The sequence below is a fragment of the Falsihalocynthiibacter sp. CO-5D18 genome, from assembly GCF_041205445.1.
Classification (GTDB): Bacteria; Pseudomonadota; Alphaproteobacteria; order Rhodobacterales; family Rhodobacteraceae; genus Falsihalocynthiibacter; species Falsihalocynthiibacter arcticus.
The window spans coordinates 226969-242443 of sequence record NZ_JBGFCF010000002.1 but is presented as its reverse complement, the minus strand read 5'-3'; the positions used below and the strand labels follow the sequence as shown (position 1 = coordinate 242443).

The window sequence follows — 15475 nt, the reverse complement described above, 5'->3', positions numbered from 1 at the left end:
GTCCCCGCAAATCACTAGAATCGCGGTGATCGTTATAGTGTTAGCACTATTAAATTCAGAGGTCTAATTAAATACGCGACTTTCGAATAATTCTGGTTCATACTGCGGGCTGCACCCTTAAATTATTGGTGCTATATATCGCAGACTGCGGGAGCATTGCGCCCTCGAAATCTACATATTAACTGGGAGGGGCGAGTTCTTGGCAAAATCGGACAAAACTTCATCGGCAACAGACCAAAGAGAATCAGGCAGGTTGCAAGTCATTTCCGCTATTCGAAAAGCCGAAGAAATTGCCCGCATCGATATCGCCAAAATCACCGACTTCAGCCCCGCGACGGTCACGTCAATCACGAGTGAGTTGTTAAGTGCGGGCCTTATCGAAGAAGTTGCAGTCGATGAAGCCACACGCGATACAAAACGCGGGCGCCCCCGGGTCGCCCTTAAAATCCGTGGCGCCGCCCATTGGGTTGCTGGCATCAAAGTCTCGAACAAAACGGCGACCGTGGCGCTCATGGATTTTGAAGGGCATACCTTTGCCGAATTCGAGACCCCCCTGCCCAAAAGCCAGCTTTCCGGTGAGGATATGGTCGATTTTATCCTCCATTCCTTGAAAACAGCAACATCTGAGGCAGGAATTTCGATTTCTGACCTATCTGGGCTGGGTGTCGGGGTTGCGGGCATTATTGATGCGTTGCGAGGGTTTGTTTATTGGTCGCCCTCCATGACCGAGCGCAATGTGGATTTGCGAGACATGTTGGAAAACGTCATCCCCCTGCCCGTGTTTATCGACAATGATGCCAACCTCGTGGCCAAAGCTGAACAGCTTTTTGGCATGGGCAAGTCCCACCGCGATTTCATCGTGGTCACCATTGAACATGGGGTTGGGATGGGGATCGTTATTGACGGCCAAATCTATCGCGGAACGCGTGGCTGCGGCGCGGAATTTGGCCACACAAAAGTGCACCTAAACGGAGCACTTTGCCGCTGTGGGCAACGCGGCTGCCTCGAAGCCTATGTGGCCGATTACGCCGTTTTGCGCGAGGCAAGCATCGTCGCATCCTCCATGGGTGACGAAACATCGGAAAAGAAACTCGAAGAGCTTTTCAATGCGGCAAAGGCCGGTGATCCCCTCGCCAAATCAATCTTCCAACGGGCGGGAACAATGTTTGCCATGGGCCTTGCAAATATCGTCAATATTTTTGACCCCGAGCTTATTATTCTCTCTGGCGAACGGATGCAATTTGACTATCTTTATGCGGATGAAGTTCTTGATGTGATGAAAAAATCGGTAGTCCAGATCGACGCACCACTGCCGCAAGTTAAAATCCATAAATGGGGCGATTTGATGTGGGCCAAGGGCGCTGCCGCCTATGCCATGGAAGGCGTCACGGAACATGCAATTCGGAAAATTTCGCAAGATGCACAAAGCTAAAATCCTCGTCGTGGTTGCTACAAGTCTCAGCACATCCGCGTTTGCCGCTCCTGAATTTACACGCCTTCCCGCGCCGCCTCATCAGTATGTTGGTGGGTGGGAACATTATGTCGGTGGCGGTCTTGCCGCGTTTGATTGCAACGATGACGCGTTGCCCGAACTTTATGCTGCGGGTGGAGAAGCTCCTGCCGCTCTGCTCCTCAACACCACCGCCCAAATGGGCGACACGCCGTCATTTTCCGATAACACCCCAGAGAGCCTTGCATTAACTGGTGTAACAGGCGCTTACCCGATTGATATCGACAGCGACGGACATATCGATTTGGCGATCTTGCGTGTCGGGGAAAACCGTTTTCTACGCGGGTTGGGCGACTGTGCATTCACGCCGTTCACCAGCCTTGATTACATCCCAGACACCGCTTGGACCACGGCGTTTTCGGCCACATGGGAAGGCACAAACGCACTGCCAACAATGGCCTTTGGAAACTACGTCGATCGCGACAATCCCGACGGGCCCTTCGGGACCTGCGATGAAAATACGCTTTTGCGGCCAAAGGACGGCACTTACTCCGCCCCCACGCCACTCGCCCCCGGTTTTTGCGCCCTTTCCATCTTGTTTTCCGATTGGTCACGCAGCGGTCAGGCCGATTTGAGAGTTTCAAACGACCGGCATTATTATGTCAAAGGTGGCTCTGAGCAAATGTGGGAAATGGCCCCCGAACCAAGGCTTTATACTCAAGCGGACGGCTGGAAAGACTACATGATTTGGGGCATGGGAATCGCAAGCCGCGACCTTACTGGCGACGGGTATTCCGAGGTCTACCTCACCTCCATGGGCGACCAAAAACTACAAAGCCCCACAGGTGACGGCACCCCAAATTTCATCGACTACACCTATGAGCGGGGAACAACCGCCCATCGCCCCTTCACGGGTGAAGATGGCCGCCCCAGCACAGGCTGGCACGTCGCTTTTGGCGATATCGAAAACAACGGACGCGACGATATATTTATCGCCAAAGGCAATGTTGAACGCATGGCTGGCGCGGCCATGGAAGACCCGAACAACCTCCTAATCCAAGATGAGAATGGCAATTTCTCGGAGCAAGGCGACGTTGCAGGCATCGCAAGCCTCGTGCGCAGTCGCGGCGCGGCGCTTGTCGATTTCAATGGCGACGGGCTGCTTGATTTGGCGGTCAATAACCGCAAGGCGGACATTGAATTATATCAGAACACGTCCACAAATACCGGAAATTGGGTGAGCCTAAAAATTCAACAGGCTGGCGTAAATCGGGATGCCATCGGCGCTTTTGTTGAGGTAAAAACGGATGCTAGCGTTCAAACGCGTGAAATCACCATCGGTGGCGGACATGCTGGTGGCGAATTGGGACCGTTGCATTTTGGGCTTGGGATGGCCGAAGCTGCAACCGTTCGTGTCATCTGGCCAGATCACACGACATCCGAGTGGTACGATTTCACACCGAACCAGCCCTTTGTTTTTCAGCGCGATGAAGGCCTTAAACCGCTTTAATCAAGCGGCAATCCACTGGGAACACGCTGGGGAATCCCCAAACGCCCTTGTCCCATTTTTGTGTCGTCGAGGGTTGCAAGAAACGCCATGAGCGCATCAATATCGCTATCGGTTAAACCGTAATTTGGAGACAATTCGGACGCCGCAGCGATATCTGATGCTTCCCTGTCGTCCGCCTGAATACGCCAGTCCTCAACTTCCGAAAACGCTGGGAGTCTTGCGAAGGCTGGGTCGTAGTTTTCCAATGACGCGACAGGCGACAAATGGTGCTCAACGACGTCACGCAAATCCGAATAGGCCCCCGCATGCCCATAAGGCCCCGTGACAGAAAGGTTCCGCAAGCTTGGGGTGCGAAAAGCAAAGGCATCTTGGGATTTTCCCGTCACCTCCATGCGCCCCGTATCCCTTACATGGTTCTCAAATGGTGCTGCTTTTCCGGGTCCGAGTTGCGGCATAGCAATGGCATGAAACGCGTGATCTGTTTGGAACTGACCACTGTGGCACGTGCCGCATTGCGCCTCCCCATAGAAAAGCTCCATCCCCAAAAGGGCCGCGCCCTCTAGCGCCCCTTCACCGCGCAAATGACGATCAAAAAGACTGTCATCGGCGCGCCATTCAAAGGCAATAAAATCGGCAATCACATTCGCAATGTGTTGGAACGTGATGGGCGTCTCGCTACCGATTTGGGCGTCAAACATTGCGCGATATTCGGGGATATTCTCAACCCGCGCAGCGATGATATCCCACGCACCACCTTCTTGGCTGCTTTGGCCCATACGGACCGCTTTTGAAACGTCATTTTCCGAATAGTGACCCGCCATTTCGTCGGCAGATAGGACGGGAAACATCGCCTGCGCCGCAAGGGGCGACTTAAATCCCGTGACCATTTCAACACCAAGCGGTGTGCGCATGGCGCTTGGCTTATCCGGACTCGCCTCAATACGTCCGTCATGAAACATCACGGTAAATTCGGTGGCACCGAGATTCCACAGCGCCGGAGCATTGCGCGGAATGCGCGCTTCGGGTGGGTTTTTCGGATCATGGATGCGCTTCATTCCAAGCCCAATGCCACCTTCGCCGATCCCCAGAGAAACCCCATCCGACGTTCCCAAACTTGGGTGATGGCACGTCGCGCAGGCGATATTTTTGTTTCCGCTCAGGATCAGATCATAAAATAGGAACTGGCCAAGTTGCACATTCGCGGTCTCAAGATCAGGAAAAACCGCGTTGGCTGTTGGCAGTGTTGACGCCACATCGGCGAGTGCTGTTGTTCCCAAAAATGCGAAAACAAAACATATGGGTTTCATATGGGTTTCCTATGGATATCAACCACCAGTTTTTGGAAATAGGGACTGTCGGGCGTTGCAATCGGCTGATCGAAACCCATCTGATTAACGGCGTTCGGAAAATGCTGCGCCTCAAGACAAACGCCCGAATACGGGCCTATTTTTTGGCCGTTTTGCCCAGTCATTTCGTTGACGTAGTGACCCGTATAAAGCTGCAATCCCGGCTCTTGAGTCGTCAATTCAAGGCGAAGGCCATTAGGAGCCACAAGTGTCACCGAGGGGTTTTCATCCCCCAGAACCAGGTTGATATCCATCCCTTGCTTTGCTGAATCCACTGAAGAAATCAAACCGCCCGCCTGAAAATCATAGCGGGTATCCGTGACGGGCAGCACCTCCCCAGTAGGGATATTCTCTGAATCCGTAGGTGTATATTTTGCGGCGTCAACCGTGAGGTGATGGCCCCGAATATCGCCCTGCCCCATCAAATTATAGTAGCTGTGCTGTGCGAGGTTAATCGGTGTCGGGCGGTCTGGGGTTCCCGTCATCTCATAAGTCAAAGCCGAGCCTTGCAGCGAAATCGCATAGGTAAAATCCACCGCCGCAGGAAAGCCTTCTTCCCCGTCTGGCGAGTGATAGGCAAACAATACACGGTTCTGGACGGTATCAATTTCTGCCGTGAACAGACGTTTCGCGAGGCCAACATGCCCCCCGTGCAGCATATTTTGCCCCTCGTTCTGGCTGCATTGAAAGGCCTTGCCTTGCAACTCAAAACGCCCCCCCGCAACCCGATTTGCAACACGTCCCGCGATGGCCCCGAAGTAATAAGGATTTTGCAAATAGGTTTCAGGGTTTTCATGTCCCAAAACGACAGGGATTTCTTGGCCTAAGTGGGACACGCGCCAATCGCGTGTAACGGCGCCCACCGTCAGGAATTTCACCTCAGAGGCACCATCAACAAGGGTGATTTCATCGATGCCCACGCCATTCTCTGCGCGGGCAACTGTTTTACGTGTGATCATGGAGCCTCCGAAAATTCATCATCCCATGCTTCCCTTTAAACAAAGCGGTTTACAACGTTTTCGAGGTATTCTTGTTTGCCGGATTTTGCCTTTGGGTTCACATCCGCCGCTTCGACATATTTTTGGATGTCTTCGAGGGAGTATTCGCCCTTGAGCATTTTTTGGGCTTCTTCGCCTTCCCAACCGGCATAACGGTCAGCAAGCTCTTTATCCAAAGTACCATCCTCAATAATCGCCGCCGCAGCTTTAAGGCCCCGAGCACAGATATCCATACCGCCAATGTGACCATGCAGAAGGTCCGCAGGATCAATGGATTGACGACGCACTTTGGCATCAAAGTTTGTGCCGCCCGTTTTCAGGCCACCATCTTTGAGGATGTGGTAATACGCCAGCGCAACTTCTGGAACGTTATTTGGGAACTGATCCGTGTCCCAGCCAGATTGGTAATCGTTGCGGTTCATGTCGATGGACCCAAGGATACCAAGCGACGTCGCCGTTGCAATTTCATGCTCAAAGCTGTGGCCTGCAAGGATCGCATGGCCTTGCTCAAGATTTAGCTTCACTTCATTTTCAAGACCGTGGCGCTTGAGAAAACCGTAAACCGTCGCCGCGTCGTAATCGTATTGATGCTTGGAAGGCTCTTGTGGTTTTGGTTCCACGAGGATTGCGCCTTTGAAGCCAATCTTGTGCTTATACTCGACAACCATGTTGAGCATCCGGCCCATTTGCGCATCTTCTTTGCCAAGGTCCGTGTTCAAAAGGGTTTCATAGCCTTCACGACCGCCCCAAAGAACATAGTTCTCGCCACCAAGACGCATTGTGGCATCCATACAGGTTTTGATCGTTGCAGCAGAAAAGGCAAACACATCAGGATCTGGGTTGGTCGAGGCACCAGACATAAAGCGTGCTTGGCTAAACAAGTTCGCGGTCCCCCAAAGGAGCTTCACGCCAGTCTCAGCTTGTTTTTGCTCAAAAATATCAACAATTGCGTTTAGGTTCGCTGTGTTTTCCGCAAAGTTTGCGCCTTCTGGACGCACATCCGCATCGTGGAAACAATAGTAGGGGGTGCCAAGAGCTGTGAATAATTCAAACGCGATGTCGGCCTTTTTCTTGGCAAGGTCCATGTTGTCTTGCGGATACCAAGGACGGTCAAATGTGCGGCCCCCAAAGGGGTCGCCACCTTCCCAAGCAAACGAGTGCCAATAGGCCGTCGCAAAGCGTAGGTGCTCTTCCATACGTTTGCCCAAAAGGATCTCATCTGGGTTGTAATGACGGAAGGCAAACGGGTTTGTGCTGTCGGGGCCTTCGTATTTAATTTTATCTACGGGGAAAAAACCTGTGCTCATTTTTTAATCGCCTTTATAGCTGGATAGAGTGCGCGATATTCTTCGTAGGCCTCTGAATAGGCGTCGGAAAATTCACTGCGCGGGGATACGGTTTTGGCCACTTTAGGGCCGGTCATTACATCTTTGGGATCAGCGCCAGTGACGCCGACAATCGCGAGGCGGGCCGCGCCAAGTGCGGCACCAAAATCGCCAGCTTCGGGAAGGTCGATAGGCATATCAAGCAGGGTTGCCAACATCTCGACCCAATATTCCGACGCCGCGCCACCACCAATCGCAAGCACCCGTTTCAAGTCGGTGCCCGTTGATTTCAACGCTTCAAGATTGTCACGAAGGGCAAATCCAACGCCCTCCATAACCGCCTGGGTGAGTTCCGCGTGGCCGGTACCAACATCCATCCCAATAAGGGACGCGCGGATTCTGCTGTCGTTATGGGGTGTGCGTTCGCCAGAAAGATACGGCAAGAACCGAATGTCGCTGGGGCCGGAGATTGTGGGTCCCAAAAGGCCGGACAGTTCAGCAGGAGACGGGCCAAGATTTTTTGACAGCCAGTTCATGCAATCCGTGGCTGCGAGGATGACCCCCATTTGGTACCAAGTATTTGGAATAGCGTGGCAAAATGTATGCACGGCGCTTTCGGGTTTCGGGGAAAAGCTTTCCTTCGCGGCAAGAATAACGCCAGAGGTTCCCAGCGAAACAAAGCCGTCGCCTTCGGAAAAGCACCCAACACCACAGGCCGCCACAGCATTGTCACCGCCGCCGCCAACAACCGTTACAGGGCCTTCTATGCCCCAATCGCTTGCGAGAGAAGAACGCAACATACCTGCAGCTTCACTTCCTTCCACAAGGTCGGGCATCTGGTCCCGCCGCATGCCGGATTTCTCAAGGAGTTCCGCGGACCATGCGCGTTTTCCAACGTCCAGCCAGCTGGTGCCCGCAGCGTCCGACATATCGCCAAAATATTCGCCCGTGAGCCAATAACGCAGATAATCCTTCGGAAGGAGCACCTTGTGAATTTGGGCGAAAATCTCGGGCTCGTGCTTTGCAACCCACGCCACTTTTGGCGCCGTAAAGCCAGGGAACACAATATTCCCCGAAAGAGCACGGAACCCATCGGTTCCGTCCATTTTGGCGGCCTCTTGAGCACTTCGCGTGTCGTTCCACAGCATGCAGGGGCGCAAAACGTCGCCGTTTTTGTCCACCAGTGTCGCGCCATGCATGTGGCCCGAAATTCCAATGCCTTTAATTGCTGTGACAGCCGCCGGATTTGCCGCGCGTAATGCAATGAGCGTTTTCTGACAGGCCGCAATCCAAGCCGCAGGGTCCTGTTCACTCCACCCAGAATGTGGATGCGACACCTCATAGTGCGCCTCCTCTGAGCCGAGGATTTCCCCACCCTCGGAAACCAAAATCGTCCGAAGCCCGGACGTGCCGAGGTCAAACCCAAGATACATGACATTCCTCCCACAAGCGCGACCCAACCGAGTCGGCTCTTTATTTTAATGATTAAAATATATTCACATCTAGACGGGCTTTGTCAACGGGCAGCACGCTTTCCATGGGCAAAATTTGAGTAGAAAAAACAATAAAGGGCCCGCTGTTTTCCAGCGAGCCCTCTATTCACTTAGCTTTTGTTACAGTTAACGAAAGCGCAATTCCGTTTGCGCATCAAAGAACATTGCGCTCGTTTCATCAATTTTCAAGCCCACGGTCGCACCAGAACGAGCGGGCTCCTCCTCGTGAGATTCGACAATGAGGCGGCTACCATCCTTGGCCGTAAGGTACACATACGACACGCCGCCTAGGGATTCGGTAATATCTACGGTATGTGTGTCCCCTGCAGGATCGACCACAATATGGTTGGGACGCACGCCAACAATCACCGCAGTTTCGGCCGCTGGGAGCGCAACCGATGTGGACACGGTTAATCCAATCCCTGGAACAAAAGCACCGCCGCCCGAAACCGTGCCATCAAAGAAGTTCATCGCGGGGCTGCCAATAAAGCCGGCAACGAATTTATTGTCTGGGTTGCGATACAACTCTAGCGGCGCCCCAACCTGTTCGATCCGCCCAGCGCGCAGCACAACAATTTTATCGGCAAGCGTCATCGCTTCTACCTGATCGTGCGTCACATAGATCATGGTCGCGCCGATTTCTTTGTGCAAACGCGCGATTTCCACCCGCATTTCCACCCGAAGCTCTGCGTCCAGATTTGAGAGCGGTTCGTCAAAGAGGAAAACTTCAGGTCCCCGAACAATTGCGCGACCAATCGCAACCCGTTGACGCTGCCCACCGGAAAGCGCCTTTGGTTTGCGGCCAAGGTAGTCGTCGAGTTTGAGGATTTTAGAAGCAGCCGAAACTTTTTCTTTGATCTCCGCCTTTGGGTGGCCCGTCATCTTAAGCCCAAAACCCATATTTTCTTCGACAGTCATATGCGGGTAAAGTGCGTATGTCTGGAAAACCATCGCGACACCGCGCTCGGCGGGGTCTCGATTTGTAACATCCTGCGCGCCGATACTAATTGCGCCACTTGTGGTTTCTTCCAAACCCGCAACCATGCGCAACAACGTGGATTTCCCACAACCAGACGGCCCAACAAATACACAGAATTCGCCATCTTCAATTTGAAGGTCAACGCCGTGGACCACCTGAACATCGCCATACCGTTTGATAATATCTTTAAGGATTACGCCTGACATTTAGAATATCCTGTTTTTTGAGTTTGAGTTTTTTGATCGGGGAAGTGCCAGTTCCGCATGACCTCTTGAATTTTTTTCGTGGTTTCCTGCATTTTCGGTACGAGTTTTTCGAGTTCGGAAAGGCTACTACGGTGTGTAGAACTGGTTATGGACAGGCCGCCAAGCACGCGCCCACCTTTAGTAAGAATGGGAAGTGCGACGCAGATAATGTTTGGTTCGTGCTCCTCGTCATCAAACGCGTAGCCTCGTTGCCGAATGACTACGAGATCTTCACGCAAAGCAGCGTCGTCGCATCGGGTCTTTGGAGTGAAACGGTGGTAAGATTGCTGAAGGAGCAGCGCCGCCAGGTCTTTCTCCGGAAGGAACGCCAACATAGCCTTGCCAACGCCCGTGCAGTAGGCGGGGCCCACTTTCCCTGCCATCGAGTACATTTGGATCGGGTCACGCGCATTGCGTTTGTCCACATAAAGCACCTGCGCATGATCGAGTTGCGCTAGGTGAACGGTTTCTCCAACCGACCGCGACAGTGCATCAATGAACGGACGCGCCAGTGGTGCGAGCGAACTTTGTGCCCAAGCCGCGTGTGCGAGCCCCAAAAGCCGCACCCCTAACGCATAGGTTTGCGCTTCCGGATCAAACGAAAGCATCCTTTGGCTCGTGAGGGTTTGGATGAGTCGGTAGAGAGTCGCCTTAGGGTAGGGGCTGGCGTTCAGCAATTCCGAAAATCGTATGGGCCGCTCAAAATGCGCAACCATATCAAGCACTTCCAGCGCTTTTCCAACGGTTCCGTCTCCGCTTCCCTGTCCTGCCATTCGCTCTTCCTCCCAAGTTTCCCTAAGGTTCTACCTTAAGAAACTGTTGACAACCCTACCTGATTCGCCTCATGGTTTCAATATGTGGAATTAAGTTTCACATAGTGGAACAAGCATACGAACTTTGGGAGGACACAATGAGTTCTATTATTAAAGCGACCCTCGCGGCGCTCCTTACGTCTGCAGCCTTTGCAGGCACTGCGTCGGCGGAACTAACCGGCGACCTGAGAATTTTCTTGGACACATCCAACCCTGCGCCCCGCGCAACGATGGAAGGCATGATTGCCGATTTCCAAGCTTTGAACCCAGACCTCACGATCGAAACAACGATTATCGATCGCGAAGCCTATAAAACACAAATTCGCAACTTCTTAACGGCGGACGCGCCTGACGTTGCAACGTGGTATGCGGGCAACCGGATGTTGCCCTACGTAAACGCGGGCCTTTTTGACGACGTTTCCGACCTTTGGGGCGATGAAATGTCCGCCGATCTTGCGTCGACAAAACCGTCGATGACAATCGAAGGCAAGCAATACGGCGTTCCCTACACATACTACCAATGGGGCGTTTACTACCGCAAAGACATCTTCGACAAACTCGGCCTTTCCGAGCCCAAAACATGGGAAGAAGAGCTGGCGAACTGCCAAACCCTTCTCGACAATGGCATCAAGTGCTACACAATCGGCACAAAATACCTTTGGACCGCTGGTGGCTGGTTTGATTATCTCTCGCTGCGGACCCACGGTTATGAATTCCACATGGACCTCACTGCTGGCAAAATCAGCTGGGAAGATGATCGCGTAAAAGAGATTTTCGCGCATTGGCGTGAACTGATCGACATGGGTGCGTTCGTTGACAACCACACATCCTACAGCTGGCAAGAAGCCCTGCCCTTCATGGTCAAAGGCGAAGCTGCTTCCTACTTGATGGGCAACTTTGCGGTTGCGCAATTGCGCGAAGCTGGCCTGACGGACGATCAGTTGGACTTCTATCAGTTCCCATTGATCACTGAAGGCGTTCCAATGGCGGAAGATGCGCCAACCGACACGTTCCACATCCCGTCGCAAGCCAAAAACAAAGAAAACGCCCGTGCGTTCCTTCAATATGTTGCTTCTGCTGACGTGCAAACAGCGATCAATGCTGGGGACAAATTGGGCCAACTTCCTGTGAACAAAAACAGCTCGGTTGACGATGACAAATTCCTTCAAGAAGGTTTTGTCGTTCTCTCCAACTCGGCTGGTCTTGCGCAGTTCTTTGACCGCGACGCTCCTGCGGAAATGGCCAAAGCTGGGATGGAAGGTTTCCAAGAATTCATGGTGAAGCCAGATAATCTTGACGAAATTCTTGCCCGTCTTGAGAAAACACGCGGCCAAGTTTACGAATAAAATATCGCGGAAGGGGCGGGCCAAATACGCTCGCCCCTTTTCCCCTTTCCCCTCCTTGGAAAACGAAAGCGCGTCATGACGGATTCAGCCCTCGCAGATGTAGCCGCACTAGGTCCAAAAAAACCTTGGTGGCGCAGAAATCAACAAAAAGTCACCCCCTGGCTTTTCCTCGCTCCCGGCATTCTCTTCTTTCTCGTTTACGTGATTGTTCCGATTTTCCAATCGTTCCAGATTTCCTTTTTGGATTGGGACGGCTTGGGCCAGAAAGAATTCATCGGCATGGGCAACTATGTCGAGTTGATGGACGATGAGGCCTTTTACACGTCCCTAAAAAACAACATCATCTGGCTGACGCTCTATCTTTTGGCTGTTCCGGCGGGCTTGTTTATCGCCCTTTTCCTAAACCAAACCGTCACCGGAATTCGCCTGTATAAATCGCTTTTCTTCTTTCCTTTCGTGATCTCGCAAGTCGTTGTGGGTTTAGTTTTTAGCTGGTTCTATGACCCGACCTTTGGCTTGATGAACGAATTTATTGGCCTCTTTGGCCTTGGCCCCATTGCGGTTCTTGGCGACGAACGCTTTGTGACTTACGGGATTATTGCCGCGGGTCTTTGGCCCCAGACAGCCTATTGTATGATCCTCTATCTGACCGGCCTCAATGCGGTTGACCCAGAACAAATCGAAGCGGCCCGTTTGGACGGCGCCAAGGGCATCAAGATGCTGTGGTATGTGGTGCTGCCACAACTGCGCCCCGCGACGTTTATTGCCTTTGTGGTGACGATCATTGGTGCGCTGCGCAGTTTTGACCTGATTTCGATCATGACCCAAGGTGGTCCATGGGGCTCCTCTCGCGTGTTGTCGTTCTATATGTATGAAAAATCGCTGTCGGAATATGGCTTTAGAATGGGATACGGCGCCGCGATTGCTGTGATCTTGTTCCTAATCATGATGGTGTTCATTACGATCTTCCTTGTAAAAATGTACCGCGACGAGAAAGGGTAAACCCATGTTCCCCACCCCCATTGATAAAACCTCGCGGGCTTGGCAGCTTACCTACCAAACCATGCTCCCTTTGGCCCTCATCATGTGGCTTCTGCCCTTGATTGCGGTTGCCATTTTCTCGGTCAAACCCGCCGCCGATTTCGCGAGCGGCAATTATTGGGGCATGCCCAGTAGCTTTGACTTTCTCGCCAACTACACCCGTGTTTTTGCCGAAAGCCCAATGCCGCGCTATATTCTCAACTCGTTTTTCATCACAGTTCCAACTGTGATCGGCGCAGTTGCCTTGTCTTGCATGACGGGTTTTGCCCTCGGTGTGTACAAATTCAAAGGCAATATTTGGATCTTCTTCCTCTTTGTCGCCGGGAATTTTGTGCCATTCCAAATCTTGATGGTTCCGGTGCGTGACATGACCATTAGCTTGGGTCTTTATGACACCAAAACGGGCCTTGTGATGTTTCACATCGCGTTTCAAACTGGGTTTTGCACCCTCTTTATGCGCAATTTCATCAAGGCCCTGCCGCATGAATTGATTGAAGCTGCTCGCGTAGAGGGCGTCGCGGAATGGCGCATTTTCTGGTACGTTGTGCTGCCCCTCATGAAGCCCGCAATCGCGGCGCTTTCGGTGTTGATTTTCACCTTCATCTGGAACGACTTTTTCTGGGCAGTCGTCTTGACCCAAGGCCCCGATTCACAGCCCGTGACGGCAGGCATCACAAGCTTCAACGCGCAATTCGGGACCGCCTATCACATGCTCTCCGCAGGCTCGATCATCGCGGCGCTTCCGCCAGTTGCCATGTTCTTTTTGATGCAAAAGCACTTCATTGCTGGTCTTACTTTGGGTGCCGTAAAATGACTTCGACTTGGCGGCTGGATTCACCGACCCAAACTTTGGTTTTGGCCTCTGAGGGCCAACTGCCAAGCGTTATATACTGGGGGGCACTTCTCCCCAGTTCTGAAGACCTCTCAGCGCTTTATGCCATGAGTAAATTGGACGTCACAGGCGGGATGCTCGATACGGTTCCCCCTTTGACGATCTGCCCCGTTGCGGGAGACAGTTTCCCCGGCCACGCAGGGCTTTCATTGCGCGACGCTCAAGGCAAACGCCTGTTGCTGGACTTTGCGCAGGTTGACGTCTCTCAAGTTGCTTCCCTCCTAAAAATCAATGCCCGAGACGCGATCTCTGGCGTCACATATACCGCCAGTTTTGCAGCAGATAGCGAAACAGGGATTATTACAGCGCGGGCCGCCATCGCCTCTGAGCACCCCGTAATCATTGAGCATTTTAGCGCGCCAGTTCTTCCCGCGCCCCAACAAGCCGATGAGATGATCGATTTCTCTGGCAAGTGGGTTGGCGAATTTCAAGTGGTCACAACCCCGTGGCAAGCAGGTATCCGGTTGCGCAATACGCCAACAGGCCGAAGCGGCCACGAGCAATTTCCGGGGCTTTACCTGCCCGAAACGGGCGCCAAAAACACGCATGGATCGGTCTACGCCCTGCATTATGGCTGGGCCGGCGGCAACTGTATGATTGCCGAGGAACTGCCGGATGGCCGCCGCCAAGTTCAGTTCGGGCCTGCCACCGGATCTATAACCACTGCCGTCACATCCTTTGAAACCGCGCCCCTCTATTTGGCATATTCAAACGCTGGCATGAACGGCTGCGCGATTTCTTTTCAGCGCCATGTGCGCGACCGGATTATCACATGGCCCCACCGCAATCGCCCCGTGCATTACAACTGTTGGGAAGCGATTTATTTTGACCATGATCTCGCCACCCTTTCCGAAATTGCCACCCGCGCCGCTGCCCTTGGGGCCGAGCGTTTCGTGTTGGACGATGGTTGGTTTGGCACGCGGGATGACGACACTTCTTCGCTGGGTGACTGGGTTTTGGATCGGCGCAAATGGCCTGATGGCCTGACGCCCCTCATCACACATGTGAAATCGTTGGGCATGGGTTTTGGCCTTTGGTTTGAGCCAGAAATGGTCAATCCGGACAGCGACCTCTATCGTTCCCATCCTGAATGGGCCCTTGGTCGCGCGGACCAGACTTTGGGACGCCAGCAAATGGTGCTCGATATGGCGCGTGCCGATGTGCGCGGCTATCTCTATGATTTGATCGCCGATGTTCTAGCGCACCTCGAAATTGAATACATAAAATGGGATCACAACCGCGTTTTGCCCGCCAATGATGTCGCCCAAACTGAGGGTGTCTATGCTCTCATGGATCGTCTTCGCGCCAACTTCCCCGATGTTGAAATCGAGAGTTGCTCGTCTGGTGGCGGACGTATGGACTATGGCATTTTGGAACGCACGCAGCGTGTTTGGCTATCCGATAGTAACGACGCAATTGAGCGCCAGCGTATTCAACATAACGCCGCACTTTTCCTACCTGCAAGCGTAACGGGCAGCCACGTTGGCCCGCGTCATTGCCACACATCTGGACGCACGCTGAATATGAGTCTGCGCGCGTGGACCGCCGCCCAACGCCATCTCGGCTTTGAAATGGACCCCCGTGAATTGAATGACGCCGAGGCCGAGGCCCTGACGAAAGTTACTCACTGGTGGAAATCCAATCGCGGCTGGATGCTCGAAGGTGATATTCATCGCCTAGATGCGCCCGATCCCGAAATCACTGCCGAAATACAAATCGCCCGCGATGGGCAGGATTTTGTATGCTTCATTGCCAAAACCGCGAATTTCAAACAGGTCTTGCCGCGCCCCATTCGCCTTACAGGGTTAGTGCCAAATGCCACTTATGAGGTGTCCCTCATTAACGCCGCAGACCCGAGCTCTGCTTCGCCACCTTCACGCGGGGATTGCGCCCTAAACGCGGGAGATGTCACCCTTTCAGGCACCGCATTGATGCAATTGGGGTTGACCCTCCCCTGTAGTTTCCCCGCAACAATTTTCGTGGTTCAAGGCAAACGCCTCGACCTCATTAAACTATAAATTATACGATTGGACCCGAC

Annotated in this window: 12 protein-coding genes; 6 read left to right on the top strand and 6 right to left on the bottom strand. The window is 53.0% G+C overall.

Annotated features, from left to right (window positions below; genetic code table 11):
* The first annotated feature begins 253 nt into the window (after window positions 1-253).
* The gene (locus AB9F27_RS03675; protein ID WP_369757566.1) at window positions 254-1432 is read left to right on the top strand and encodes an ROK family protein; all 1179 of its coding nucleotides are present in this window, start codon (window positions 254-256) and stop codon (window positions 1430-1432) included.
* Window positions 1395-2960 (top strand): CRTAC1 family protein, encoded by a 1566-nt coding sequence (locus AB9F27_RS03670; protein ID WP_335585266.1) that lies wholly within the window; start codon window positions 1395-1397, stop codon window positions 2958-2960. The genes AB9F27_RS03675 and AB9F27_RS03670 overlap by 38 nt, the downstream gene beginning before the upstream one ends.
* On the opposite strand, the gene AB9F27_RS03665 is transcribed toward AB9F27_RS03670, so the two are convergent.
* The 6 genes from AB9F27_RS03665 to AB9F27_RS03640 all read right to left on the bottom strand — a co-directional run bounded on the left by AB9F27_RS03665 (window position 2957) and on the right by AB9F27_RS03640 (window position 10119).
* On the bottom strand, window positions 2957-4267 hold the full coding sequence (locus tag AB9F27_RS03665; RefSeq protein ID WP_335585265.1) for a cytochrome c peroxidase: 1311 nt from the start codon (window positions 4265-4267) through the stop codon (window positions 2957-2959). The genes AB9F27_RS03670 and AB9F27_RS03665 overlap by 4 nt on opposite strands.
* Entirely contained in the window at window positions 4264-5265 is a 1002-nt protein-coding gene (locus AB9F27_RS03660) for an aldose epimerase family protein (RefSeq protein WP_335585264.1), read from the bottom strand. Before AB9F27_RS03660 ends, AB9F27_RS03665 begins: the two co-directional genes overlap by 4 nt.
* Before the next feature lie 35 nt (window positions 5266-5300).
* Complete coding sequence (gene xylA, locus AB9F27_RS03655) at window positions 5301-6611, bottom strand: xylose isomerase (RefSeq protein WP_335585263.1); 1311 nt, start codon at window positions 6609-6611, stop codon at window positions 5301-5303.
* Window positions 6608-8062, bottom strand: a complete 1455-nt coding sequence (gene xylB, locus AB9F27_RS03650) for a xylulokinase (RefSeq protein WP_335585262.1) — start codon at window positions 8060-8062, stop codon at window positions 6608-6610. Before xylB ends, xylA begins: the two co-directional genes overlap by 4 nt.
* Before the next feature lie 186 nt (window positions 8063-8248).
* Window positions 8249-9307, bottom strand: a complete 1059-nt coding sequence (locus tag AB9F27_RS03645) for a sn-glycerol-3-phosphate ABC transporter ATP-binding protein UgpC (protein WP_335585261.1) — start codon at window positions 9305-9307, stop codon at window positions 8249-8251.
* On the bottom strand, window positions 9295-10119 hold the full coding sequence (locus AB9F27_RS03640; protein WP_335585260.1) for an IclR family transcriptional regulator: 825 nt from the start codon (window positions 10117-10119) through the stop codon (window positions 9295-9297). Before AB9F27_RS03640 ends, AB9F27_RS03645 begins: the two co-directional genes overlap by 13 nt.
* Before the next feature lie 137 nt (window positions 10120-10256).
* Between AB9F27_RS03640 and AB9F27_RS03635 the strand changes: the two genes are divergently transcribed.
* The 4 genes from AB9F27_RS03635 (at window position 10257) to AB9F27_RS03620 (ending at window position 15455) form a co-directional block, all read left to right on the top strand.
* Window positions 10257-11504, top strand: coding sequence for an ABC transporter substrate-binding protein (locus tag AB9F27_RS03635; RefSeq protein ID WP_335585259.1), 1248 nt, complete (start codon window positions 10257-10259; stop codon window positions 11502-11504).
* 75 nt (window positions 11505-11579) lie between these two features.
* A complete protein-coding gene (locus AB9F27_RS03630) occupies window positions 11580-12506 on the top strand; it encodes a sugar ABC transporter permease (RefSeq protein ID WP_335585258.1) in 927 nt (308 codons plus the stop codon).
* A 4-nt stretch (window positions 12507-12510) separates the two neighbouring features.
* Window positions 12511-13359: a carbohydrate ABC transporter permease gene (locus AB9F27_RS03625; RefSeq protein WP_039000692.1), complete on the top strand. Its 849-nt coding sequence runs from the start codon at window positions 12511-12513 to the stop codon at window positions 13357-13359.
* Window positions 13356-15455, top strand: a complete 2100-nt coding sequence (locus AB9F27_RS03620; RefSeq protein WP_335585257.1) for an alpha-galactosidase — start codon at window positions 13356-13358, stop codon at window positions 15453-15455. The genes AB9F27_RS03625 and AB9F27_RS03620 overlap by 4 nt, the downstream gene beginning before the upstream one ends.
* Window positions 15456-15475: the final 20 nt, after the last annotated feature.